This is a genomic window from Chromobacterium aquaticum (assembly GCF_021129195.1).
GTDB lineage: Bacteria > Pseudomonadota > Gammaproteobacteria > Burkholderiales > Chromobacteriaceae > Chromobacterium > Chromobacterium aquaticum.
The window spans coordinates 46,364-71,024 of the sequence record NZ_JAJOHW010000093.1; the positions used below are offsets into that span (position 1 = coordinate 46,364).

Here is a 24,661-nt window from a genome sequence, read left to right on the forward strand (position 1 = left end):
CCCACGCCATACCGATGGCGAAAATCAATATACATGTAATTTTTAAGTTATCATCTAGCGTTTTGCGCATCGTCGCGCATTAGCATGTGGAAGAGACCGAATGCCCCGGAAGGAAAAAAAGGTGGCAAGCAGCAACGCCACATTGGCCGAAAAAGTGTTTCTGGAGTTGCGGCGCGATATTCTGCTGGGCGTGTATCGCCCGTCGCAGAAGCTATTGCTGCATGAACTCAAGACGCGTTACGACGCCGGCGGCTCGCCGATCAGGGAGGCGCTGCTGCGTTTGAGCTGGTCCAAATACGTGGTGATGGAGCCGCAGCGCGGTTTCTGGGTGGCGCCCATTTCCCGGCATGAGCTGCACGACATTCTGCTGGTGCGGCGGGCGCTGGCCGAAGAGGCGGTGAGGCGCTCGCTGGAGCAGGGCGACGAGGCCTGGGAACTGGAGGTGCTGGCCAGCTACCACCGTTTGAGCCGCATTGATCTGGACGACCCGGAAGTGGATCTGCAGGCCTGGGCCGACCGCCACATGGCGTTTCACCTCGCCATCATCAGCGGCAGCCATTCATCGGTGATCCTGGATTTGATGGAGTCTTTGTACAACCGCCTGGAGCGCTACCGCCATATCTGGTTCGATCCGGCGCTGCCGGCTTCCAAGCGCTACAGCGACGAAGGCGAGCACACCGCCATCATGCAGGCGGTGCTGGCCAGGGATGCCGATTTGACGCTGCAATTGCTGGATCAGCATTATTCCCATGTGATGCGCGTGGTGGAAGGGCTGAGCGCGGAGACTTTCCCTTCCGGCTGATGCCGCGTCTCCCTATCTATTTAAACGCTAGCCGCGATCCGGCCGCCGCGCGGCGGCCGGATGCCATTCCAGCCTGGAGCCCGCGGCAGCGGATTTCAGGCTGGCTCGCTTACTCCCAAATCAACAGGCAATACTGCTTTTTACCGCGTCGCAACAGCGTATAGCGCTGATGGCGACGTTCGGCTTGTCCAAGGCTGGCTTCCAGCGCATCCACCTTGGCGCCGTTGACGCTGACCGCGCCGCTTTGCAGCAGGGTGCGGGCTTCGCTTTTGGACGCGGCCAGGCCGCTGGCCGCCAGCGCGTCGATCAGCGAGGTGGGCTGCAGCGGCAAGACCAGCCGCGGCACGCCGTCCTGGGCCAACTGGGCGAAGTCCTCGGCGCGGAGCTGTTCGACATCGTTGTCGAACAGGCTGAGCGTGATTCTCTGGGCGGCGGCCAGCGCGGCCTGGCCATGCACCAGCTCGGTCACTTGCTCGGCCAGGATGCGTTGTGCTCGCGGCTTGCCTCCGGAGGCGCGGTCTTCGGCCTCGATCACTTCGATTTCCTCGTTGGACAGGAAGGTGAAGTAACGCAGGAAGCGGTAGACGTCGGCGTCGGCCGCGCCCAGCCAGAACTGGTAGAAGGCGTAGGGCGAACATTTGCTCGGGTCCAGCCAGACCGCGTTGCCTTCGCTCTTGCCAAACTTGGTGCCGTCGCTATTGGTGATCAACGGCATGGTCAGGCCGAATGCCTGCTGCTGGCTCACCCGTCTGACCAGGTCGATGCCGGCGGTGATATTGCCCCATTGATCGGAGCCGCCGATCTGCAGCTTGCAGCCGAAACGACGGTTCAATTCCACGAAGTCATGCCCTTGCAGCAAGCTGTAGGCGAACTCGGTGAAAGAGATGCCCATGTCGTCGCGGTTGATTCGCTGTTGCACCGATTCTTTCTTGATCATGGCGTTGACCGAGAAGTGCTTGCCGACGTCACGCAGGAAATCCAGCACGTTCATGGCGGCGAACCAGTCGTGGTTATTCGCCATGCATGCGGCGTTGTCGCCTTCGAAGCTGAGGAAAGGCTCAACCTGGCGGCGGATTTTTTCCACCCAGCCGGCCACGACATCGGCGGTGTTGAGCTTGCGCTCGCTGGCCTTGAAGCTTGGGTCGCCTATCATGCCGGTGGCGCCGCCGACCAGGGCGATCGGACGGTGGCCGGCCATCTGGAAGCGCTTGAGCAGCAACAGCGGCACCAGATGCCCAAGGTGCAGGCTGTCGGCCGTGGGATCGAAACCGCAGTACAGGGTGACCTTTTCCCGGGACAGCAGCGCGTCGAGCGCCGCCGCGTCGGTGACTTGCGAGATCAGGCCGCGTTGCTGCAGATCCCGGATCAGGGTCGATTGCTTCATATCGTTGTACCTCCATGATTGCGATGCGCGGCGTTTACGGCCGCGCATCCGGACGACGGCGCGGACGCGCCGTCAGAACACGGGCAGCAGCCCCTGCATCACCAAGAGCTGGAACAGAATGATGGCGATGCCGGCGCCGCCTATCGCCCAGTGCAGGGTGCCGCCGCCGCTGACTTGATAGCTGGGCTGGTAATCTTCCTGGCGGCGCAGCTTGATCAGCGCCAGCGCCGGGAACAGGATGGCCAGGATCACCAGGAAGATGGCCGCGGCGCCCAGCGCGGCGACGAAGCCGCTGGGGAAGAACAGCGCGAATCCCAGTGGCGGCAGATAGGTGATCAGCGCGGTCTGCAGGCGCTGGCGGGTGTCGTCGCTGCGTTTCAGCGTGCTGGCCATGGCGTCGAACAGGCCGAGCGATACGCAAAGATAGGACGTGAACAGCGCGATGGACGAGAAGGCGGACAGCAGTGAGGGGACCTGCGGCGTGGGCACCAGCGCGTGGAACTCGTCCAGGAACATGCCCACCGAGCCGTTATGCGAGGAAATGGCCTGGAAGCTGTGGCTGCCGTAGCGCGGCAGCGCGCCCAGGGTGTTGAACACCCACAGCAGATAGATGCCCATCGGGATCAGGCTGCCGGCGATGAACACATTGCGCAGCGTGCGCGGCTGGTCGCGGCCCAGGTATTTGACCATGCTGGGCACGCTGCCGTGGAAGCCGAAGGCGGTCAGAAACATCGGGATGGCGGCCAGCATGTATTTGGCCGAGTCCGAGTTTTCCGACAGATTGCCGGTATCGACATAGGGCTGGATCACGGTGCTGAGCGTGAGGAAGATCAGGACATTGAGGCTGAACAGCAGCCGGTTGACCTTGTCCACCGCATTGGTGCTGACGAAGACGATGCCGCCTATCAGCAGGGTGAAGGCCAGCGATACCAGGGCCGGGGACAGCGACAGGCCCAGGTACTGGTGCAGATTGGATTTATAGGTGGAGCCGCCGCCGGAAATGTAGGCGGAGGAGAGCGCGTAGAGCAGCAGCAGCAGGCTGGCGTTGATCAGATAGCTGCCCTTGGTGTCGAACAGCGCCTTGGCGATGGCGTCGAAACCGTAGCCTTCGGGGAAGGACAGACAGACCTCGAGCAGCATCAGCCCGGTATAGGTCATCAACATCCAGATCAGAAACAGGGTCAGGCAGGCATAGCCGAAACCCATGCCGGCGGAAACCAGCGGCAGCGCCAGCATGCCGGCGCCCAGCATGGTGCCGGAAATCAGCAAGGTGGCGCCTATGGCCTTGAAATTGACTTGCATGGGGAATCCTCAACCATCCTTGATGAAGAGAAGGATGCGTTCGTAAAAGCCGGACAAACTCATAGTCAGCGTTGGGTCTGGTAATGAAAAAAAGCTCCCGGCCAGGCCGGGAGCGCTTGTATCAGGCGGCGATGCGCGCATCGGCCTTGTCGTCGAGATCGACGATCTGGGCCAGCTTGGCGGCGAAGACGCTTTGCAACTGTTCCCAGTAGGCGTCGAAGTCTTCGGCCTTGCGCAGGAAGTGGGTCATCACCGCGGCGCGCAGGATGTAGACGCTTTCCACCTTGTCCCATTCGGCGCGGCTGAAGCCGCGGCTGGCCACGTAGTGCCACGGGGTGTCGCCATACTCTTCCACCGACAGCGAAGTCGAGGAGGTCAGGAAGTCGTTGGTGTAGGTGCGGCCGGAAGCGTAGGAGCAGATCTCGTACATCTTCTTGTTCAAGCGGTTGTGGTCTTCCAGACTGTCGTTGCCGATTTCCTTGAAGGTGAAGTTCACCATGTGGAAGTCCGGATGCATGATGGGGCGCACTTCAAACTGGCGGCGGCCCACGGTCAGCGGCTTGGCCGTGGCCAGGCGCTGGGCGAACCAGTCGGCGGTCACGATGCCGCGGGCGATCACCTTGCCGTAGCCGCCGATGTTCAGCGGCACCAGGCGATGGGCGGCCCATACCGCGGCGGCGGTGGCGCCGGCCTTGGAGCCTTCCATGATGGAGGAGCCCAGCACCACCTTGGTGTCGGCGCCGGCGTCCTCGTCCACTTCTTCGAACACATAGGCGGCGTGGTAGGAGATCAGGTCGACGATGCGCTTGTCCTTCATGCACACGGCGCCGGCCGCGTACTGGATGTAGCCCACCTTGTGCGGGTCCACGGTGATGGAGTCGGCCTCGGCCATCGCCTTGAAGCCTTCATAGACTTCGCGCTTGGGCCAGGTCACGCCGGCCGGGATGATGTCCTCGGCGCGGTAGCGCGCCACCAGCGCGTCGTAGTCCATGAACTGATTGTTTTCGTCGAGGAACATCGCGCGGACATAGCCGCCGTAGGCCGCGTCCACATGCACGTAGAAGGAGGCGCCGTATTTCTGCTCGCACTCGGCGCGCAGCTTGATCACCTCATCGACATGATCGATGGAGCCTTCCTCGGTGGTACCCACCACGGACACCATGGCCAGGATGGGGTGGCCTTCCTCGATCAGGCGGAAGGTGATTTCGCGCATCTTGGCCACGTCGGTGCGGTAGTTCTCGTCCACCGGCAGCGGCACGATGTGTTCCTGGCCGATGCCCAGCACGTCCATCGCCTTCATCCACGAGTAATGCTTGGACTGCGGCACCAGGATCTTGCCCAGCGAGCCTTGCTTGATGCCGACGCCGCGGCAGGACAGCGCGCGCACTTCTTCGAACAGACCACGCTTTTTCAATTCGTCGGTCAGGTCCAGTACCGCGCTGGGGGATAGGTTCAGCAGTTCGCGTTCGCTCTTGCCGGCCACCAGGTCGCGCGCTTTTTCATGCTGGGCGATGGCCAGCGGAATGGTCTTCAGATTGCGCGCCACCCACATGCCTTCATAGTTGGCCACGGTGCCGCCGGAGGTGATGTGGCCCCAGCCGCGCTTGGGGTCGTAGCCGAACATCCGGCACAGATCGAGGCCGGCTTCCACTTCCAGCTCGGTGGTGGTGGGCGAGGCTTCGTGCGCGCAGTTGTTCGGGTTGTACATCATGGTCATCACGTAGGCCAGGTTCGACACCATCAGCGTGTCGGCATTCATGTGGCCCAGATAGCGCGGGGAGAACCAGGGCACCGAGGTGTTCTTCAGCTTGGAAGACAGCTGGCGCAGGATGCCTTCGGTGCGGTACAGGGTTTGGCGAAAGTCGGTGGCGTGCTGCTCCACCGGTGTCACCAGCGCCGGGTCTTCCGGGTGGAAGTCGGCGCGCCAGTGCAGGTGCTCGGAGACGGCGTATTCCATCATTTCCTTGAAGAACACGCGGTTTTCGGATTTGGGGCCGATGAACAGAGCATCGACGTTGAGCGAGGAAGAATTCTGGCTGGTCATGTCGGATTTACCTTGTAATTTGATAGTGAGGCTGAAGCAGCGGGTTCATTTGCCTTCGGCGGGACGCGCCTTGCTGGCGGGCGAGGTACGCGGCGCGACGCCGGCGGAGCGGGCGTGCTTGGCCTTTTGGCCATAGGCGTAAACCAGGAAGGGGATCACCACCATGACGGCGAGGCCGATGAGCTGGAACTGCAGGTATTCATGGGCGGAGCCATGGAAGCTGCCGGGCGGGATGAAGCCCAGGTAGCCGGCCAGCAGCGAGATGGCGAGGCCGAGCCCGGAGCAGATCCACATGCCGAGCTTGCCGCCGGGAACGCGGAAGCTGCGTTCCACGTCCGGGCGCTTGTAGCGCAGATAGATGGCGGCGGAGAACATGAACAGGTAAGCCACCAGGTAGACGAGCCCGGTCAGGCCCATCAACATGAAGTAGAAGTTATCCACATTGGGCATCACGGTGATCAGCACGCCGACGATGGTGATGGCCACCGCCTGGATCAGCACCAGGGTCACCGGCACGCCGTGACGATTGGTCTTTTGCAGGAATTCCGGCAGCGCGCCGGAGTCGGCGGTGGCTTGCAGGCCGCGCACCGGGCCCAGCACCCAGGAGTTCACTTGGCCAACCAGGCCCAGGCCGATGCACAAGCCCATGACCGGAGCGAGCCAGCCCATGCCCCATTGATTGAAATAGAGCTCGAACGCCTGCATCAGGCCGGCGGTCATCGAGATCTTTTCTTTGGGAATGGCGACGAAGATGGCGGCGGAACCGATCACCGACAGCAGCACCATGATCACCGACACCAGGATGATGGCGATCGGGTAATTGCGGCGGGCATCCTTGATGGAGGAGACGTTGGACGCGGACACTTCCATGCCCATCACCACGAAGATGAAGCCGATGAACAAGCCCAGGGTGCCGCTGTCGCTAAAGCTAGGCACCAGGTTGTTCCAGCTCCAGGACACATCGGTCATGATCGGGTGGCCGCCGGCCAGATAGGCGATGCCGCAGCCGATCAGCACCACGCCGGGCATGAATACGCCCAGGCTCACGCAGATGGTGGACACCCAGCCCAGGGTTTTCACGCCGCGCATGTTCACCAGGGTGCAAGCCCACCAGATGCCCAGGATCATCGCCAGCATGTAGAGCTTGTTGCTGGCCAGGGCCGGGTTGAACACATAGGCGAAAGTGGCGGCGATGATCATGATGATGGAGGTCATGCCGAACACCATCTGTATCCACTGCATCCACACCGCGACAAAGCCCATGCGCTCGCCGAAGGCCTCGCGCACCCAGATGAACAGGCCGCCGTCCTGCGGCCAGGCGGTGGCGAGCTCGGCCGACACCAGCGCGGTGGGAACCAGGAACAGCAAGGCGGCTGCCAGTGTTAGAAAAATCGTCATCATCCCCGGCTGCGCGGTCATCGGCAGCGTGCGGACGCTGACGACTACGGCGGCGGTGATCATGACGAAGGCGAAGACGCTGATCTTGGGAGGCGTCTTATCTACGGTCGTCATTTTTGATCTCCATCGAATAAAACAATAAAAACGTTCAAACTAAAAATTTCGAAAATCTTAGTAATTTCGCCTTTGTGTCCATTTGATGAAAGTCAACATTAGGAAAATGCAATAAAAGATAATTCGCATGGAATATTTGAAAAGACAGGGGAAAACCTTGTCTGGCAAGGGTTTCCCTAAGTTGGAGCCTTATGCTCGCGGATCCGGCGATGGAGGGGGTTTGACTGGACTTCGCGCGATGCGCAGTGAGACGGGGAAGAGAGAACGCGTCGGGAGACCGGCAGGGAAGACAAAGCAAGCGCGGCGCCGAAGAGACTGCGCCGCGGAAGAGGGCTGGCTTTTTAGCGCTTGCTCAAAGTCTCGGGCAAGAGCGAAACAAGGCGTTGCGGCTGAAAAACGTGTTCCGAGTCATGATGCGCGGTGGACTCGAAACAGGTTTTACAGCGCCTGGGAAGGGTTCATGCCTTTGGGCAGCAGCATCCACAGATTGCCTTGCTGCTTCATCCTGCCCGCGTACATGCCGGCCTCGGTGCCGTAGCCCCAGAAGAAATCAGCGCGCACGGCGCCCTTGATCGCGCTGCCGGTATCCTGGGCGTGAACCAGCCGCGCCAGCGGCTGGCTCGAGTGCGGCCAGGTGGTGACGAGATAGACCGGCGCGCCCAGAGGGATGTAGCGCGGATCGACCGCGATGCTGTAGCCGCCGGTCAGCGGCACGCCCAAGGCGCCCACCGGACCGCCGTTGTCTCCGGGCAAGGTCTTGAAGAACACATAGCTGGGGTTGACCGCGAACAGTTCCTGCTGGCGCTGCGGGTTGCGCGCCAGCCAGTCCTTGATGCCCTGCATCGATGCATTGCTCATGGTCAGTTCGCCCTTGTCCACCAGCCACTTGCCTATCGATTGATAGCCATAGCCGTTCTGTTCGGCGTAGCCGATGTGGACGAAGCTGCCGTCATCCAGCTGGATGCGGCCGGAACCTTGCACTTGCAGGAAGAACAACTCCACCGGGTCTTCAACCCAGGCGAGAATGGGCGCATTGGCCACACCCTTGCCCTGATTGATTTCGGCGCGAGTGTAGTATGGCAGCAGACGCTTGCCGTCCAGCCGGCCTTTCAAGCGCGTGCCGCGCGCGTCGGCGGGAAAGTCGGCGGGGCGGACTTCAATATCGCCGGTCGGGCTCAGCGTCAGCCGGTTGGGGCCGCTGCGACGAGCCATCAGGCTGGACTTGCCGCGCGCCGCCTGCGGCACGTCCACGCTGTAAAAGTCCGCCGGAATGCCGTAGACCGGCCAGGGCGTGCGCGCGCTGCGCATGCGGCTGCCGCTGAGCAGCGGCTCGTAATAACCGGTGATCAGCCCGCTATCGCGGCTGCCGTCATTGACTTTCCAGGCGGCAAAGCGGTTTTCGAAAAACTGGCGCACGGCCGGGGCGTTCTCATTGGAAATGCCATCCGCCTGGCGACAGACATCCGCCCAGCCGGGTTTTTTGGCGATGGCCTTGCAGCTCTGTTTCAAGGCGGCCAGCGTATCGCCCAGCTCCTGCTGGCCCCAGGCCGGCAGCGCGTTTGGTGTTCCGGTGTCCCGCGGCCCACCGCCGGGCTTGCCGGGAGGGCTGGAGGTGGAACAGGCGGCGAGGCCGATGACGAGCAGCAACAACAACCATTTTCTTAACATGCGGACGATTCTCTGAAACGGGACTGGACAACGGGGTGATTGCGAACCGGCTTGATTCTACGCTGCGCCAAGCATGACGGGGGATTGCGTGCGTCAGCAATTGTTGCGTCGCCGCCAATGACGCGGCCATTGCGCTACGTTGTCATGGACCGGCAACAAAATTGAAAAGTTTCCTCGCTAGTATGCGGTAAAACTTTTGCGCTGGAGCCCGAGGCTTGAGCGCTTGCAGGCCATATCACTGGAGAGACTGATGAAACGTTTTTGCATTCGCGCGCTGCTGTTGAGTTCCCTGTTGTCCGTTGCCGCCCTGGCCCATGCCGAACAGACCCCGCCGACCGATGAAGAACTGGCCGCCAGCGTGCAGCAGGCGCTGAACAGCGATGCCGAACTGCAGACGCTGGGGCTGAAAGTGAGCAGCAAGAAGAGCGAAGTGACGATAGAAGGCGGCATGACCGACGATCAGCAGATGTTCAAGGCCGGTCAGATCGCCGAGAAAGTGCCGGGCGTCAAATTCGTCATCAACAATATGGTGCCGAAGAACTGAGCTAGCGGGTCTTCCTGCCGGCTGGGCGGGCCAGCACAACGCGACAGGGCGCTTTGGCGCCCTGTCGTCATTTCCACCGCCATGTGGTGATCAGGCGGGAACACGAGACGAATATCCGCCGTGCTAGCGTTGGATCTATGCGCTGAATTTAAGATTAATCCGATTGTGGCGGCGTCTCATATTCAGAAAAATGTCAGGTGCTGTCGGCCGACAGCCTTGAATCCCCTGTTTGAGGCGGGGGCCGCTTTTGCTGGCGGCATATGGGCGCCGGAATGGGGCTGTGGCCGGATCATGGTTTTTAAATTAGCGGTTTGGCGCGGATGCCGTCCAACTGCAAAGCACCGGGCACAGACTCATGGCATACGCACCCCTACTTGGCAGGACCTTCTCTCACCGCATGCAGCAACAGCCGGCGGAGCAAGTGGACAAACTGATTTCCAGACTGGAGGGCTCGGAAGAGGCCAAGCTGGTCTACTGGGACGAGCGCAGCCAGCGGCTGCGCGCGCTGAGTCCACGCTCGCGCCGCGGCCAGCAATTGCTGGCGCGTGGCCTACAGGCACCGCAAGTAGTGGGGGTCTTCGATGGTTACGCCAGCTACCAGGATATTTTTCAGGCGTTTCAGGAAACGCTGGCGGATTTGAAATTGTGCTGAGCGCGCGGCCGGCTTTGAGCCGGCCGCGTGGTTCGCGCTACACCTGTTCCAAGGCCAGCAGTTCCGCCATCGTCTGGCGGCGGCGGATCAGGCGGCTGGTGTCGCCATCCACTAGGACTTCTGCCAACAGCGGGCGGCTGTTGTAGTTGGAGGACATCGCGGCGCCGTAAGCGCCGGCGTCGTGGAACACCAGCAAATCGCCAACCTGGGCATCGGGCAGCATGCGGCTTTCCACCAGGCCGCCTTCTTGCTGGGTGAATACATCGCCCGATTCGCACAAGGGACCGGCCACCACGCTGGGAATGTTCCCGCTCTTCTGCTCGCCCTCAGCCGTCAGCACTGAAATCTCGTGATGGCTGCCATACAGCGCGGGCCGCATCAGGTCATTGAAGCCGGCATCCACGAGTACGAAATGGCGGCTGCCCATCATCTTGACTGCACGCACTTCGCTGATCAGCGCCCCGGCCTCGGCCACCAGGAAGCGGCCGGGCTCGATTTCCAGCCGTACCGGATGGCCTAGCCGGCTTGCGATCTGCTGTCGCGCAGCATCCCAGAGCCCAAAGTAATGCGCGGTGTCGATGCGGGCATCGCCGTCGCGGTAGGGAATGGACAGGCCGCCACCGGCGGAAATAGCCTCGATATCGTGTCCCAGGTCGGCAACCAGTTGGACCATGGCGCCACAGACCTGCTGCAGGTGGTCGTAGTCGACGCCGGAACCGATATGCATGTGCAGGCCAACCAGATGTAGCCGGTATTGACGTATCACCGCCAAGGCTTCGGCGAGCTGTTGGTGCCAGATGCCGTGCTTGCTGTTCTCGCCGCCGGTATTGGTTTTCTGGCTATGGCCGTGGCCGAAGCCGGGATTGATGCGCAGCCAGACCTTGTGGCCGGGCGCTGCCGCGCCCAGTTGGCGCAGCATGTCGATGGAGCCAGCGTTGACGGTGATGCCCGTGGCCACCACCCGCTGCAGCGTCGCGTGGTCCAGTACGTCGGCGGTGAACACGATATCGGAGGGCTCGGCGGAGTCGGCCTGGTAACCGGCGGCCAGCGCGCGATCGATTTCACCCAGCGATACCGCGTCCACTTTGACCCCCTGTTCCCGCATCAGCCGCAGGATGTGGGTGTTGGAGTTGGCTTTCTGCGCGTAGCGGATCACGTCGAAGCATTTCAGTTCGGCGATGCGCTGGCGGATGGTGTCGGCGTGATAGACCCACAGCGGTCCGCCGTACTGGCGGGCGAGGGCGGCAAGCTGCTTAGGCGTGAAGCATTTCATGTTAGGCGGATCGAAAGTGGGGGATGGCCACATCATCGCGCCTGCTATGGCAAAAATAAAATATCAAATTATCGCAAGTTATTTCATTTATGATATGGGTTGAGGGTGTTTCAGCGGAGGGGCGCATGCGGATCAGCCTACGCCATATCGAAGTGTTCCGAGCAGTGATGACCACCGGCAGCGTGACCGAGGCCGCCGTGCTGCTGCGCACCTCGCAGCCCACGGTCAGCCGTGAGCTGGCGCGTTGCGAGCAATTGCTGGGCATGAGCCTGTTCGAACGCAGCCGCGGCCGGCTGCGACCTAGCGCGCAGGGTTTACAGCTGTTCGAAGAAGTGCAGCGCAGCTATTTGGGCTTGGAGCGCATCGTCAGCAGCGCCGCCGCCATCCGGCAGTTCGAGCGCGGACAGCTGTCCATCGCCTGCCTGCCGGTGTTCGCCCAGGCCTTGCTGCCGGCGGTCGCCCGCGCTTTCCTGGAGCGGACGCCGGGCGTCAGTCTGAGCATCGCGCCGCAGGAGTCGCCTTTGCTGGAGGAATGGCTGGCGGCGCAGCGCCACGACCTGGGCCTGAGCGAAAGCGGCCATGCGCCGGCCGGCACCGAGTTGGAGTCCTTGCTATTGGCGGACGAAGTCTGCGTGCTGCCTGAAGGCCATGCCTTGCTTGAGCGGCCGGTATTAAGCCCGGAAGACTTTGCCGGGGAGGCGTTCATCAGCCTGGCGGTCACCGACAGCTACCGCCAGCAACTGGACCAAGTGTTCGCCGAGCGCGGCATCGAGCGGCGCATGGTGGTGGAAACCCATAGCGCGGCATCGGTTTGCGCGATGGTGCGTCAGGGGATAGGCGTAGCCGTCGTCAATCCCTTGACGGCGTTGGAGTACGCCGGGCATGGCTTGGCGACCAGGCGCTTCAGCGTGTCGATTCCGTTCGCGGTCAATCTGGTGCGGCCATTGCACCGTCCCGCCTCGCCGCTGCTGGCGCGCTTTGTCGATTGTCTGAAAACGGAGCTGGCCCATATCGGCCGGCGCCTGGAGGCGTCGGCCGGCTGATGCCGCCGGTGGGGGCTTAGTCGCGCAGCGCCACCACCACCCGCTTATTGCGCGCGCCCTTGCTTTCTATCTTCTTCACCAGCACCGGGCCGATCTCGCCGGTGCTGCGTACATGGGTGCCGCCACAGGGCTGCAGATCAATGCCGTCGATATTGATCAGGCGGATTTCCGGCAAGTGCAGCGGCGGCGTTACCGACATGGTCTTGATCAGCTCCGGCTGTCGTTGCAGCGCCTCGCCGCTGCTCATTTCGATGCGCACCGCGCGGTCTTCCGCCACCAGGCGATTCAGTTCGCTCTCGATGTGCTCGCGATCCAGTTCCATGCCTTCCGGCAGATCGAAATCCAGGCGGCCGGATTCCGCGCTCAGATTGCCGCCGGTGACGCCGGCCTTGATCACCACCGACAACAAGTGCAGACAGGTGTGAATGCGCATGTGGCGATGGCGGCGCGCCCAATCCAGCTCCAGCGTGACCGGCGTGCCGGCGGCGAGCCGTGGTGTATCGGCGGGCAGCAGATGGACGATGGCGCGCGTTTCGCGGTCGCGGCGGGTGTCGTTTATCGCACAGCCGCCGCCGTCCCAGCTCAGCGTGGCGGTGTCGCCGGGCTGGCCACCGCCCAGCGGATAGCACAGCGTGTCTTCCAGCACCAGGCCGGCGTCGTCATGTCGTGCCACGCGGGTTTCCAGCCGAGTCTGGTAGGGATCGATGTAAAAACGCTCTGCCATGGTGAAGCATCCTTTCGAGGAGATTCCGGGGAGGGACCGCGGCCAGGGAGAAACGCGGCCGTCATCATTTGAGAATGCTGCCGGCGGTTGTGGATTTCAAGAGACAGCGCTGGCGAAAAATCACGGCTACAGCTTGTCGCTGCGGCGTTTAGCGCTGATAATCGCCGCCTTTTCAGCGTTTCAGTCTGTTGCCGTCATGACCCTCCGCCATAATTTGGAACATTACACTCCGCCGCCCGACACCGGACTCGACGTGATCTACGTCGATGAAGCCATGCTGGTGCTGAACAAGCCCTCGGGGCTGTTGTCCGTGCCTGGCCGCGGCGAGGACAAGGCGGATTGCCTGATCAGCCGCGCGCAGCGGGTCTATCCCGACGCGCTGACCGTGCATAGACTGGACATGGCCACTTCCGGCCTGGTGGTGATGGGACGCGGCGCCAATATGCAGCGCGCTTTGTCCATCGCCTTCATGGAGCGCAAGGTGGACAAGCGTTATCTGGCGGTGGTGGACGGCATCGTCGAGCAGAACAGTGGCACCATAGACCTGCCGCTGATCATAGACTGGCCCAACCGCCCGCGTCAGAAAGTGGACTTTGAGCACGGCAAGCAGGCGATCACCCACTACCGGGTGGTGCTGCGCGACAGTCAGCGCCAATGCAGCCGCGTGGAGCTGGAGCCGGAGACTGGCCGCGCCCATCAGTTGCGCATGCATATGCTGCACCTTGGTCACCCCATTCTGGGCGATGACATCTATGCGCCGGAGGCGGTGCTGGCCAAGGCCGATCGTCTGCTGCTGCATGCGGAGCGGCTGACTCTGCGTCACCCCATCACTCGCGAAGAGATGAGCTTCGACGCCAAAGCGCCATTCTGAGTTGTAAACCAGCGCGCGGCCATGCCGCGCCGCCGCTTGATTTGCGCGCCTATTCCCCGTTGGCCGCGCCACGTCCATTCCCCTCCAATATCGCCCAAAGTGTCGGCTGAGCCGCGTTCGGCCATCGCGTCATCGCGATGCCAGCGGCGTTTGGGGCCATAAAAGATTGGCTAGCCTTGCCAGTCTGTGCATACTTCCGTTTTGATCTGAAGCAAGAACTCCCTAAACAAGCGCGTTGTCGCCAGCGTCCTTGTTTAGAGATTTCTACCTTGTAAGGATCTGTCATGCTAAGTCGCAACTCCGCATTGCCCAGCATTGTCGTCGTCGGTGGAGGCGCCGGCGGCCTGGAGCTCGCTACCCGGCTGGGACGCACCTTGGGCACGCAGCACAAGGCCCGCATCGTGCTGGTCGACGGTTCTCCCACTCATATCTGGAAACCCTTGTTGCACGAGGTGGCCACCGGCGCGCTCAATACTGGCGAGGACGAGGTGAATTACTTCGCTCACGGTTACCGCAATGGCTATGAGTTCGAGTTCGGTTATATGCAGTCGCTGGATACCGAGCGGCGTTGCATTCTGCTGGCCGAAGTGAAGGACGCCAGCGGCGAGCAACTGAGCCCGCCGCGCGAAGTGCCCTATGACTGGTTGGTGATGGCGGTGGGGGCCGAAGCGAACGACTTCGGCACGCCCGGCGTCGGTGAACACGCGATGTTCCTGAACACGCCGGACGACGCCGAGAAGCTGCGTCACCGAGTGCTGGAACTGGCCTTCCGCTGCAGCAGCGGCCAGCAGCCGCTGGCCAAGCTGGGCATCGCCATCGTCGGCGGCGGCGCCACCGGTGTTGAATTGGCGGCGGAGCTGAATCATACCTTGTGCGAACTGCATCATTACGGCGCGCGTCTGCAGCCGGAGCGCGTGGAAATCAGCGTGATCGAGGGGGCCGACCGCATCCTGGCCGCTGCGCCGCCGTCGCTGTCCGCTTATGCCCAAGAGCAGTTGGCCGCGCGCAATATCAAGGTGCTGACCGGCAGCCGGGTCGCGGCGGTGTGCGCCGACGGCGTGGAGTTGCAGGATGGCGCCAAGGTGAGCGCCGACATCACCGTCTGGGCCGCCGGCGTCAAGGCCCCCGCCTGGCTGGCCGGTTTGGGAGGCTTGCAGACCAACCGAATCAACCAGCTGCAAGTGGACCCGTGGCTGCGCTGCCAAGGCGCGGCCTGCGTGTATGCCTTGGGCGATTGCGCCGAGGCGCCGGACGGCGACAGCGGCCGCAATCTATCGGCCACCGCCCAGGTGGCGCACCAGCAGGCGCGCTGGCTGGCGGACGAGTTGAGCCGACGCGTGGCCGGTCGTCAGGGCAAGCCGTTCGCGTTCAAGCCGCAAGGCATGCTGGTGTCGCTGGGCAAGCACAGCGCGGTGGGCAGCTTGGCGGCGGTGGTGGGACCCAAGCGCGATTACTATGTGGAGGGTCTTGGCGCCAAGCTGATCTATAGCTCGCTGTACCGTATGCATCAGGCGGCGGTGCATGGCTGGGTGCTGGCCGGCCTGCTCTATATCGGCGACAAATTGCGCCGGGCGGCGCGGCCGTCCTTGAAGCTGCACTGAGGCGGTCAGCCCATGACAAAAAAGCCCGCCTGGATGGCGGGCTTTTTTTATGGCGTTGGGTTTAGATCCTGTTTACGATCTGCTGCGCGTCGTGGACTGTTACACGGTGAGTACAAGCTCAAAATGCTCATGTACCACGAGTACATTCCGCTTTTTCGCTCGTTTTCGCCTTGTCTCGCTCTTGCTCGCGAGATCGTAAGCAGGTTCTTAGAGCGCCAGCAGCGCGGCCACCACGCGGCGGTCTTCCGCCAGCAGAATATTGAAGGTACGGCAGGCGGCCTGGGTGTCCATGGTTTCCACGCCGATACCGGCGGCGGTCAGCGCGGCGGACAGCCGCGGGTGGCAGAAGCGCAGATGCTTGCCACTGCCGAACAGCACCACTTCCGGTTGCAGGGCCAGCAAGGCGCTGAAGTGGCTCTCCTGTAGCTCTTCGAAAGCGGCCACCGGCCAGGGCTCTACGCTGTCCGGCGTCACGATCAGATTGCCGTCATGGCGTTGGGCGTTGATCAGAACATGGCCTTCGCCGTAGCCGGTGAACAGGTTTTTTCCCTGTCCCAGCGATTGCTGCATTTTCATATGAGTGCTTCCCGGTTTCGCGGACTTGGCGCAGCCGTCGCGGCCCGGCGCGGCCGGTGCCCTGGGCGCTTGGTCCTATTTAGTGCAGTGCATCAGAGATTGGGATAGGATTATAACTCCACCCCGCCGCTGAACGCCGCTGCAAACTGGCCGCGGCCAGCCGCCCGAGCGGGGCATCCAAAGAGATCACATGAAAGAACACAAACCGCGTCGCCAGGGCAAGACCGCCGCCTCCGGCGGCCGGCCAGCCACGGAAACCATTGTCGCCATGCAGCCAGTCCATAAATCGCAAAAACTCGCCAACGTCTGTTACGACATCCGCGGTCCGGTGCTAGAGCACGCCAAGAAGATGGAAGACGACGGTCACCGCATCATCAAGCTGAACATCGGCAACCCGGCGCCGTTCGGCTTCTTCGCACCGGACGAAATCATCGAGGACGTGATCGTCAACCTGCCGTCGGCTTCCGGCTACTCCGATTCCAAGGGCTTGTTCGCCGCGCGCAAGGCGATCATGCACTATGCGCAGCAGAAACAATTGCCCAATGTCGGCATGGACGACATCATCATCGGCAACGGCGTGTCGGAATTGATCGTGATGGCGATGCAGGCGCTGCTGGACAATGGCGACGAAGTGCTGGTGCCGGCGCCGGACTACCCGCTGTGGACGGCCGGCGTCAGCCTGGCCGGCGGCAAGGCGGTGCATTATCTGTGCGATGAAGAGCAGGGCTGGTTCCCCAGCATCGACGACATCCGCGCCAAGATCACGCCGGCCACCCGCGCCATCGTGGTGATCAACCCCAACAATCCCACCGGCGCGGTCTATCCGCCGGCGCTGCTCAAGCAGATCGTGGAAGTGGCGCGCCAGCATCAGCTGATCATCTACGCCGACGAAATCTACGACAAAGTGCTGTACGACGAGGTCAAGCACACCTCCATCGCCTCCCTGGCGGCGGATCTGTTCGTGGTCACCTTCAACGGCCTGTCCAAGAACTACCGCGCTTGCGGCTACCGCGCCGGCTGGATGATTCTGTCCGGCGAGAAAAAGCACGCCAAGGACTATATCGAAGGCCTGAACATGCTGGCCTCGATGCGTTTGTGCGCCAATGTGCCGGCGCAGTTCGCGATCCAGACCGCCCTGGGCGGCTACCAGAGCATAGACGACCTGGTGGCGTCGGGCGGCCGCCTCGCGCGTCAGCGCGACCTGGCGCACAAGCTGCTGACTGACATTCCCGGCGTCAGCTGCGTCAAGCCGCAGGGTGCGCTCTATCTGTTCCCGCGGCTGGACCCCAAGGTCTATCCGATAGGCGACGATCAGCAATTCATTCTGGAGTTGCTGCAGGAAGAGAAAGTGCTGCTGGTGCAGGGCACAGGGTTTAACTGGATTGCGCCGGATCACTTCCGCGTGGTATTCCTTCCCAACTCCGACGACTTGGTGGAAGCGATTGGCCGCATCGCGCGCTTCCTGGAAAGCTACCGCAAGCGTCACGGCGCCGAATCCTGAAGCGGCGCCCGATTGAAGCGGCAAGCGGGGGCGGCGGCCCCCGTCTTGCCATCAGGCCTTCTTTGCCAGCGGATGCGGTCCGTTGGCAAAGAAGACTTGGGACACACGCCCGCTGCGCCAGCAGCGGCCAGGCGGAGCGGCTTTTGATCAGGGCCGGCCGCCGACGCGAGCCGCGCGCACCATCCTTGCGCATGGCCGCCGCGGGCGGGGACAGAATACTAGAGACAGGGAGCAGCGAATGAAACCGATCAATATCGGCCTATTGGGCGTGGGGACTGTGGGTGGCGGCACCGCCACCGTTCTCAAACGCAACGCCGAGGAAATCAGCCGCCGCGCCGGCCGCCAGATCCGCCTATTGCAGGCGGCCAACCGCAATCAGGCGCGCGCGCAATCGCTGCTGGGTCCGGACGTGGACGTGGTGGCCGACGCGATGCAGGTGGTGAACAACCCCGATGTCGACATCGTGGTGGAACTGATAGGCGGCGACACCGTGGCCAAGGAGCTGGTGCTCCAGGCCATCGCCAACGGCAAGCACGTGGTCACCGCCAACAAGAAGCTGCTGGCGCTGCATGGCACCGAGATCTTCGCCCGCGCGCAGGAGCAGGGCGTGATGGTGGCGTTCGAGGCCGCGGTGGCCGGTGGCATCCCCATCATCAAGGCGCTGCGCGAAGGCTTGTCCGCCAACCGTATCGAATGGATTGCCGGCATCATCAATGGCACCTCCAACTTCATCCTGACCGAGATGCGCGAGAAGGGTGCGAGCTTCGCCGAAGTGCTGGCCGAGGCGCAGCAGCTGGGTTACGCCGAAGCCGATCCCACTTTCGACATCGAAGGCCATGATGCCGGCCATAAGCTCACCATCATGGCGGCGCTGGCCTTCGGCATCCCGATGCAGTTCGACCGCTGTTACCTGGAAGGTATCAGCAAGCTGGAAGGACGCGATATCAAGTACGCCGAAGAGTTGGGCTACCGCGTCAAGCTGCTGGGTCTGACCCGGCGCACCGCCGCCGGCATCGAATTGCGCGTGCATCCGACGCTGATCCCGGCGCGCCAACTGATCGCCAACGTCAATGGCGTGATGAACGCGGTGCTGGCCAAGGGCGACGCGGTGGGGCCGACCTTGTACTACGGCGCTGGCGCCGGCGCGCTGCCCACCGCCTCCGCGGTGGTGGCCGACATCGTCGATGTGACCCGCTTGCTGACGGCGGATCCGGAGCATCGCGTGCCACACCTGGCCTTCCAGCCGGACCAATTGCAGAATCTGCCCATCCTGCCGATTTCCGACGTGGTCAGTTCCTACTACCTGCGCATCGGCGCCGCCGACCGCGCCGGCGTGCTGGCCAATATCACCCGCTTGCTGGCGGAGAATGGCATCTCGATCGAGGCGGTGATCCAGAAAGGCTCGGTGTCCGATGGCACCGCCGAGGTGGTGATCCTGACCCATCGCGTGCAGGAGCAGGCGATAGACCGCGCCATCTCCGGCATTGAGGCGCTGGAAAGCATTACCGGCAAGGTGGTGCGCTTGCGCATGGAAGAACTGAATGATTAAACGCTGGCTGACCGGCCTCGGCGCCGGTCTGATCCTGGCCAGCGCCGGGGCGACGCCCTTGTCCTCCGGCCAGCACAGCCTGCTGCAGGGCTTTCTGATGCGCGGCTGCGTCAAGCGCACGCCGGCCTCGGACGGCGTCGGTCAGCATTCGTCGGAACAAGTGCAGAAATACTGCCAATGTGCGAGCCAGCATCTGGCCGGCCGCTTCTCCTCGGAAGAGGTGATGGGCGTGCTGACCGGCCAGATCAAGAAAGACGACCCGCGCGGCAAACAGCGGATGAAGGACGCGTCCGCCGCCTGCGCCCAATATCTGGAAACCCCCTGATGCGTTATATCAGCACCCGCGGCGGCATGGCCCCGCAATCGTTCAGCGACATTCTGCTGATGGGCCTGGCGCCCGATGGCGGCCTGGTGCTGCCGGAAAGCTATCCGCAGATCGGCCGCGAGCAGCTGGATGCCTGGCGCGGCCTGTCCTACGCCGAACTGGCTTTTGAAATCATTCGCCTGTTCGCCACCGACATTCCGGCAGATGATCTCAAGTCCATCATTGAGCGCAGCTATACCCGCGCGGTGTTCGGCAGCGAGGAAATCACCCCGCTGAAGCGGCTGCATGATGGCCTTGCCATTCTGGAACTGTCCAACGGCCCGACGCTGGCTTTCAAGGACATGGCGATGCAGCTGTTGGGCAATTTGTTCGAGTATGTGCTGGCCAGGAAGGGCGAGCGCCTGAACATCCTGGGCGCAACCTCGGGCGACACCGGCAGCGCCGCCGAGTACGCGATGCGCGGCAAGGCCGGCATCCAGGTATTCATGTTGAGCCCGGATGGGCTGATGAGCCCGTTCCAGCGCGCGCAGATGTACAGCCTGCAGGACGCCAACATCCACAATATCGCGATCCAGGGCATGTTCGATGACTGCCAGGACATCGTGAAGGCGGTGCAGAACGACCACGCTTTCAAGGCGCGCCACAAGATAGGCACGGTCAACTCCATCAACTGGGCGCGTGTGGTGGCCCAGGTGGTGTACTACTTCAAGGGCTATTTCAACGCCACGGCGAGCAATGAGGAGAAGGTCAGCTTCTGCGTGCCGTCGGGTAATTTCGGCAATATCTGCGCCGGCCATATCGCGCGCCAGATGGGTTTGCCGATAGAACGCCTGCTGGTGGCCACCAACGAGAACGACGTGCTGGACGAGTTCTTCCGTACCGGCGCTTATCGTCCGCGCGGCACCGCCAACACCTATGTTACCTCCAGCCCGTCGATGGACATCTCCAAGGCGTCCAACTTCGAGCGTTTCGTGTTCGATCTGCTGGGGCGCGACGCCGAGACGCTGAAGGGCTTGTGGCGGCAAGTGGATGCTGGTCAGGGCTTTGAATTGCCAGCCGCGCAGCAGATCGCCGCCGCCGAGGCGTTCGGCTTTGTCTCCGGCAAGAGCTGCCATGCCGACCGTCTGGCGACGATACGTCAGGTAGCGGCCGAAGACGGCGTGGTGGTGGACACCCATACCGCCGATGGCATCAAGGTGGCGCGCGAGCTGCGCCGGCCGGGCGAAACCGTGGTCTGCCTGGAAACCGCCTTGCCGGCCAAGTTCGCCGACACCATCCGCGAAGCGCTGGACCGCGATCCGCCGCGACCGGAAGGCTTCGAAGGCCTGGAAGATCTGCCGCAAAAAGTGGTGGTGTTCCCGGCGGATGCGGTCAAGGTCAAGGCCTATATCGAGCAGACGCTGGCATCTTGACGCGGCTTGGCGTCAGGGAAAACGGCCCCGCAAGGGGCCGTTTTTTTATGCCGTGAGCGCTTAAAACGACAGCGCCACGCCGATATTGCCGGCGGTCTGGCCGCTGCCGCTGCGTCCGCTGATGGCGCTGAGCTGGCCAAACATCGACACGCTCTTGTTCAACTGAGCGCTGAGGCCGGCGGTCCATTCCAGCCAATCCGCCTTGGGCTTGCCCAGGTTCACGCTGTAGTCGCCCAGGGTATTGGCCACGCCGGCGGTGACCACGCGGTCGTCGCGCTTGAACTCGTGCGCGTAGCTAACCTTGGCGTAGGGGCTGAAACGGCCGATGTCGGCCTCCAGCTGCCAGCCCACGCGAGCCACCAGCGAGGTGTTGTTTTGCGCGTTGAAGGCCATGCTGCTGCTATTGCCGCCTTGCTCGGTGAAACCGTTGACCTTGACGTGGGCGTAATCCAGGCCGGCGATAGGGCCGGTGCGGTAAGCGCCCAGCGGGAAGCTGTAGCCGCCGTTGATGCGCAGGCCGTATTGGCTTTGGCGCGCGCTGCCTTTCAGCGCGACTTGCACGCTCCCCAGCGTCACATTGCGGCTGGTGTCGATGTCGCCGGCGCCGATATGGGCGTCGCCGTCCACCCAGAACCGTTCCTGCTTGTAGCTGAACAGCGCGCTCATCAGCGTGCTGCGGTCGTCGACGCTGCCCGGCGTGGCGATGCCGTTGATGTCGGTCTTGCCGTTCTGGCGCGACATCGCCAGGCCCAGGCTCAGCGCCTGGCTGGCCTGAAAGTCCATGCCCACCGTGTATAGTCGGCCTTGCGGCTTGGCGGACAGCGCATCGTAGCCGACCTTGTCGTCATTGAAGGCGCCGCTGACAAAGGCGCTGACGGTGCCGATCTCGCGTTTCTGCGCGCGGATGGCCTGGTAACGGCTGTCCAGCGTTCCACCCAGTTGGCGGGCGTTGTTCAAGGCGGATTCCGGCAGCGCGCCGGCGAAATAGGGCGCTTGCAGCAAGCCGTAGAGATAATCGCTGATCAGCCGGTAGGCGGCGGGCGTGGGGTGCAGCGCGTCGGTGAACATATAGTTCTGCCCCGGCACGTTTGCGGCCAGGCAGTACAGCGCGGATTGCGGGCAGGCCGAGCCGGAGGTGTTGCTGAAGCCGTAAGCGCGCGGATTGGCCAGAATCTCCGAGAACAGGCCGGCGATATCGGCCCTGACCACGCCATGTTGCAGATTGCCGGCGCTGAGCGCCATATCCACCAACTGATTGTAGCCGCTGGCGCCTTTTTGCAGATTGGGCTGTACCGCGGCATAGGCGGAGGTCAAGGTGCCGGCGCTCAAGCCGGCGGCGGTTTCCGCCTGGCTCAGCGCCTGATTGATCAAGGTCGGGGAATTGCTGGTCTGGCCGGTGCTTAGCACATACCATGCGGCCCCCCAGGCGGTGGCCACTTTGCCGGCATTAGCCGCTCCGGGCAAGGCGTTCTGGATGGCGCCGAGCACCGCCAGCGGCGCCGCCGAGATATCCGGCAGATTCGGCAGGATGATGGTGTTGGCGCCCGCAGCCTTTAGACTGGCCACCGCTTGCGCGGTATAGCTTGCGGAGGAGCCCAGATACGCCGTCGGGTTGCTCTGGCCGGCGGCGGCGATGACGTCGTTGCCGCCTATCCATACCGCGTAAACGGCGTTGGGATCTGCCTTTTGGCCTTTCTGGCCAAGATAGGCGCTGATTTGGCCCGGCAAGTCGGTGACCTGGATCGCGTCGGGTGCCGGCGTTTGGCTGGGGGTGTCGGGATTGGTGTTGGGCGGGCTCGCCGGCTGCGCACGCGCGTCGCCCTGGGCGAAGTTGTTGCCGGCGGTATTGGCGATATGGCTGTTGAGAGCGTTATTGGGCGTCACGCTCAGACCATAGCGCTGGCCCAGCGCCTCGGCCCAGCCGGTGCCGTATGCCAGGGTCCAGCGGGCGTTGGCCGGCAGGCCGCCCAGGCCGCCGAAGGCGCCGGTGTCGGTCAGGCTGTCGCCGAAGAAATAGAAATTGCTATAGGCGTTGGCGGCGGCCGGCATCGCCAGCAGAGTGGCCAGCGCCAGCGTGTTCAGGCGTTTTTTCATTGGAATGTCCCCTTCCGGTTTTATGTGCTGAATTATTGATTTAGGTTTAAGAGTCTAAGCTCTATTCGAACGATTATTTGAATCTGGCGCGCGGATGTCAATGACGGAGGCGGCTGTGGCCTGGGCGCGGCTTGCGCTAGAATGGGGGAATGCAACGTTTATTTCTCTGGATGATCTGCTGCGCCTGGGCTGTTTTGGCATGCGCGGCGGGCACGCAGGACCTGGGGCGGCTGGAAGCGCTGGCGGGTGATTTCCTCAAGCACGAGCTGTCGATGCGCCCCGCTACCTGGACGCTGGGGCAGCTGGACCGCAAGCTGGCCGTGCCGGCCTGCGTCCAGCCCAAGGCCGACTGGGCGAATCCGGGCGTGACCACCGGCGCCACCTTCATCTCGGTTTCCTGCCCGGAACAGGGCTGGGCCTTGAGAATTCCGGTGCGGATCAACGAAAAGAAAATGGGCGTGGCGCTAAGCCGCGCGGTGGCCGCCGGCGAGGTGCTGAGCGCCGAGGACGTACGGCTGATCGATGTGGCCAACCCCAGCCTGGCGCGTAATGTGCTGGACGATTTGCAGCAGGCGATAGGCAAGACCATGCGTACTGGCGCGCCGGCCGGCGCCTGGCTGCGCAGCTTCATGGTGCGCGCGCCCTACCTTGTGCGCAGCAATCAGCGCGTGAAAGTGGTGGCCTCGGGCGAGGGCTTCGCCGCGGCGGCGGATGGTTTGGCGATTGGCAATGCCGCCGAGGGCGAGCAGGTGTCGGTGCGCATGACTTCCGGCCGGGTGATTCGCGGCCAAGTGCTGGCCGACGGCAGCGTCATGGTCATATTTTGAAGCCGAGCGGCGTTTTGTCGTTGCTTGGCGAGGCGCTTGACCGGATAATTCCGATAAAGTCTTCAAGATATTGTTTTTCCGTCCGATAATAAAGGTAACTCAGGTTCCCTTTGGGAAGGCTACGCCATGAAAGTAGATAACTCGGGCAAGCTGCCGGCCAGCTATAGCGCCCAGAACAAGACTGTGCAGCGGGACGCGGCGGCTAGCGCCAACCCTGCCAGCGCGGGGTCCGACAGCGTGACGATCAATCCCCTTGCCAGCCGCCTCAGCGCCGTTGAGAGCAAGGTGGGCAGCGATTCCGGCTTCGACGCCGGCAAAGTGGACGCGATCAAATCCGCCATCGCCGCTGGCACTTTCAGCGTCAATCCGGAAAAGATCGCCGACGGCTTGATCGCCTCCACCAAGGAATTGCTGGCGCGTTAGCGGCTAGGTAGTGAAAGTCAGGCATGAACGTTGTTGAAGAATTCACCCAACTGTGCCGGGCCGAGAGCGATCTCGTCGCCCGGCTGGTCGCATTGCTGGAGCAGGAACAGAAAATCCTGATCAAGGGCTTCGATGTTCAACTGGATGCCTTGGCAGAAAGCAAGAGCGGCGTGCTGGACCTGCTGGCGGCCAGCGCCGCGCAGCGCGGCGAGCTGATGCGGCAGATAGGCGTGCAGGATAGCGAGACCGTTTATATCTGGCTGGCGGACAAGCCGGAGGCGAGTCTGGCCTGGACCGGGCTGGAAGAGGCGATCCAGCGCGCGCAAAGCATCAACCAGCTCAACGGCAATTTCATCGACCAGCGTCTGTCGCTGGTGGAGGGCGCGCTGAGCACCCTGCGCGAGGCGGCGGCTTCCACCGTCGGTTACGACAAGGCCGGTCAGTTGCCGGAGCTAGCCACTGGGCGGCGCTTTCTGGGCTCCGCCTAGCGCTTGTCAAAGCTCGCCGTCAGCACCGTCATCACAGAGCGCCCGA

The 24,661-nt window shown here is 62.8% G+C and carries 22 protein-coding genes; 13 read left to right on the plus strand and 9 right to left on the minus strand.

Annotated elements, in window-relative coordinates; genetic code table 11:
* Positions 1-121: 121 nt before the first annotated feature.
* Positions 122-802: an FCD domain-containing protein gene (locus LQT98_RS14980; protein WP_231463235.1), complete on the plus strand. Its 681-nt coding sequence runs from the start codon at positions 122-124 to the stop codon at positions 800-802.
* A 109-nt stretch (positions 803-911) separates the two neighbouring features.
* On the opposite strand, the gene tyrS is transcribed toward LQT98_RS14980, so the two are convergent.
* The 5 genes from tyrS to mltA all read right to left on the minus strand — a co-directional run bounded on the left by tyrS (position 912) and on the right by mltA (position 8,694).
* Positions 912-2,186, minus strand: coding sequence for a tyrosine--tRNA ligase (gene tyrS, locus LQT98_RS14985; RefSeq protein WP_048409601.1), 1,275 nt, complete (start codon positions 2,184-2,186; stop codon positions 912-914).
* A gap of 72 nt (positions 2,187-2,258) precedes the next feature.
* Entirely contained in the window at positions 2,259-3,488 is a 1,230-nt protein-coding gene (locus tag LQT98_RS14990) for an aromatic amino acid transport family protein (protein WP_231463237.1), read from the minus strand.
* Between the two features lie 121 nt (positions 3,489-3,609).
* Positions 3,610-5,532 carry a pyridoxal phosphate-dependent decarboxylase family protein gene (locus tag LQT98_RS14995; protein WP_231463239.1) on the minus strand — a complete coding sequence of 641 codons (1,923 nt, stop codon included), beginning with the start codon at positions 5,530-5,532 and terminating at the stop codon, positions 3,610-3,612.
* A gap of 45 nt (positions 5,533-5,577) precedes the next feature.
* A complete protein-coding gene (locus LQT98_RS15000; RefSeq protein ID WP_053074351.1) occupies positions 5,578-7,044 on the minus strand; it encodes an amino acid permease in 1,467 nt (488 codons plus the stop codon).
* Between the two features lie 438 nt (positions 7,045-7,482).
* Entirely contained in the window at positions 7,483-8,694 is a 1,212-nt protein-coding gene (gene mltA / locus LQT98_RS15005) for a murein transglycosylase A (RefSeq protein WP_231463241.1), read from the minus strand.
* Between the two features lie 268 nt (positions 8,695-8,962).
* Here mltA and LQT98_RS15010 point away from each other — a divergent pair, with 268 nt between their 5' ends.
* Positions 8,963-9,256: a BON domain-containing protein gene (locus tag LQT98_RS15010; protein ID WP_048409606.1), complete on the plus strand. Its 294-nt coding sequence runs from the start codon at positions 8,963-8,965 to the stop codon at positions 9,254-9,256.
* Between the two features lie 355 nt (positions 9,257-9,611).
* On the plus strand, positions 9,612-9,908 hold the full coding sequence (locus LQT98_RS15015; protein ID WP_156183829.1) for a hypothetical protein: 297 nt from the start codon (positions 9,612-9,614) through the stop codon (positions 9,906-9,908).
* 37 nt (positions 9,909-9,945) lie between these two features.
* Here the strand turns inward: LQT98_RS15015 and lysA are convergent, their stop codons facing one another.
* Positions 9,946-11,181 carry a diaminopimelate decarboxylase gene (gene lysA, locus LQT98_RS15020; RefSeq protein WP_048409608.1) on the minus strand — a complete coding sequence of 412 codons (1,236 nt, stop codon included), beginning with the start codon at positions 11,179-11,181 and terminating at the stop codon, positions 9,946-9,948.
* A 125-nt stretch (positions 11,182-11,306) separates the two neighbouring features.
* On the opposite strand from lysA, the gene LQT98_RS15025 reads away from it, so the two are divergent.
* Positions 11,307-12,224, plus strand: a complete 918-nt coding sequence (locus LQT98_RS15025) for a LysR family transcriptional regulator (RefSeq protein ID WP_231463243.1) — start codon at positions 11,307-11,309, stop codon at positions 12,222-12,224.
* A gap of 16 nt (positions 12,225-12,240) precedes the next feature.
* Here LQT98_RS15025 and LQT98_RS15030 read toward each other — a convergent pair whose 3' ends face one another.
* Entirely contained in the window at positions 12,241-12,948 is a 708-nt protein-coding gene (locus tag LQT98_RS15030; RefSeq protein ID WP_048409610.1) for an alanyl-tRNA editing protein, read from the minus strand.
* Positions 12,949-13,201: 253 nt separating this feature from the next.
* On the opposite strand from LQT98_RS15030, the gene LQT98_RS15035 reads away from it, so the two are divergent.
* Together LQT98_RS15035 and LQT98_RS15040 are read left to right on the plus strand one after the other, a co-directional pair.
* On the plus strand, positions 13,202-13,819 hold the full coding sequence (locus LQT98_RS15035) for a pseudouridine synthase (RefSeq protein ID WP_331282551.1): 618 nt from the start codon (positions 13,202-13,204) through the stop codon (positions 13,817-13,819).
* A gap of 284 nt (positions 13,820-14,103) precedes the next feature.
* The gene (locus LQT98_RS15040) at positions 14,104-15,420 is read left to right on the plus strand and encodes an NAD(P)/FAD-dependent oxidoreductase (protein ID WP_231463246.1); all 1,317 of its coding nucleotides are present in this window, start codon (positions 14,104-14,106) and stop codon (positions 15,418-15,420) included.
* A gap of 207 nt (positions 15,421-15,627) precedes the next feature.
* Here LQT98_RS15040 and LQT98_RS15045 read toward each other — a convergent pair whose 3' ends face one another.
* Positions 15,628-15,996: an Mth938-like domain-containing protein gene (locus LQT98_RS15045; protein WP_231463248.1), complete on the minus strand. Its 369-nt coding sequence runs from the start codon at positions 15,994-15,996 to the stop codon at positions 15,628-15,630.
* A gap of 268 nt (positions 15,997-16,264) precedes the next feature.
* Between LQT98_RS15045 and LQT98_RS15050 the strand changes: the two genes are divergently transcribed.
* The 4 genes from LQT98_RS15050 (at position 16,265) to thrC (ending at position 20,783) form a co-directional block, all read left to right on the plus strand.
* Positions 16,265-17,497 (plus strand): pyridoxal phosphate-dependent aminotransferase, encoded by a 1,233-nt coding sequence (locus LQT98_RS15050; protein WP_231463264.1) that lies wholly within the window; start codon positions 16,265-16,267, stop codon positions 17,495-17,497.
* 238 nt (positions 17,498-17,735) lie between these two features.
* A complete protein-coding gene (locus LQT98_RS15055; RefSeq protein ID WP_048409614.1) occupies positions 17,736-19,046 on the plus strand; it encodes a homoserine dehydrogenase in 1,311 nt (436 codons plus the stop codon).
* Complete coding sequence (locus tag LQT98_RS15060; protein WP_048409615.1) at positions 19,039-19,371, plus strand: hypothetical protein; 333 nt, start codon at positions 19,039-19,041, stop codon at positions 19,369-19,371. Before LQT98_RS15055 ends, LQT98_RS15060 begins: the two co-directional genes overlap by 8 nt.
* The gene (thrC, locus tag LQT98_RS15065; RefSeq protein WP_231463250.1) at positions 19,371-20,783 is read left to right on the plus strand and encodes a threonine synthase; all 1,413 of its coding nucleotides are present in this window, start codon (positions 19,371-19,373) and stop codon (positions 20,781-20,783) included. Before LQT98_RS15060 ends, thrC begins: the two co-directional genes overlap by 1 nt.
* A gap of 60 nt (positions 20,784-20,843) precedes the next feature.
* On the opposite strand, the gene LQT98_RS15070 is transcribed toward thrC, so the two are convergent.
* Positions 20,844-22,877, minus strand: coding sequence for an autotransporter outer membrane beta-barrel domain-containing protein (locus tag LQT98_RS15070; protein WP_231463252.1), 2,034 nt, complete (start codon positions 22,875-22,877; stop codon positions 20,844-20,846).
* Between the two features lie 149 nt (positions 22,878-23,026).
* Here LQT98_RS15070 and flgA point away from each other — a divergent pair, with 149 nt between their 5' ends.
* The 3 genes from flgA to LQT98_RS15085 all read left to right on the plus strand — a co-directional run bounded on the left by flgA (position 23,027) and on the right by LQT98_RS15085 (position 24,615).
* Positions 23,027-23,704: a flagellar basal body P-ring formation chaperone FlgA gene (flgA, locus tag LQT98_RS15075; protein ID WP_048409618.1), complete on the plus strand. Its 678-nt coding sequence runs from the start codon at positions 23,027-23,029 to the stop codon at positions 23,702-23,704.
* Positions 23,705-23,830: 126 nt separating this feature from the next.
* A complete protein-coding gene (gene flgM / locus LQT98_RS15080; protein ID WP_048409619.1) occupies positions 23,831-24,127 on the plus strand; it encodes a flagellar biosynthesis anti-sigma factor FlgM in 297 nt (98 codons plus the stop codon).
* A 23-nt stretch (positions 24,128-24,150) separates the two neighbouring features.
* A complete protein-coding gene (locus LQT98_RS15085; protein ID WP_048409620.1) occupies positions 24,151-24,615 on the plus strand; it encodes a flagella synthesis protein FlgN in 465 nt (154 codons plus the stop codon).
* Positions 24,616-24,661 lie beyond the last annotated feature (46 nt).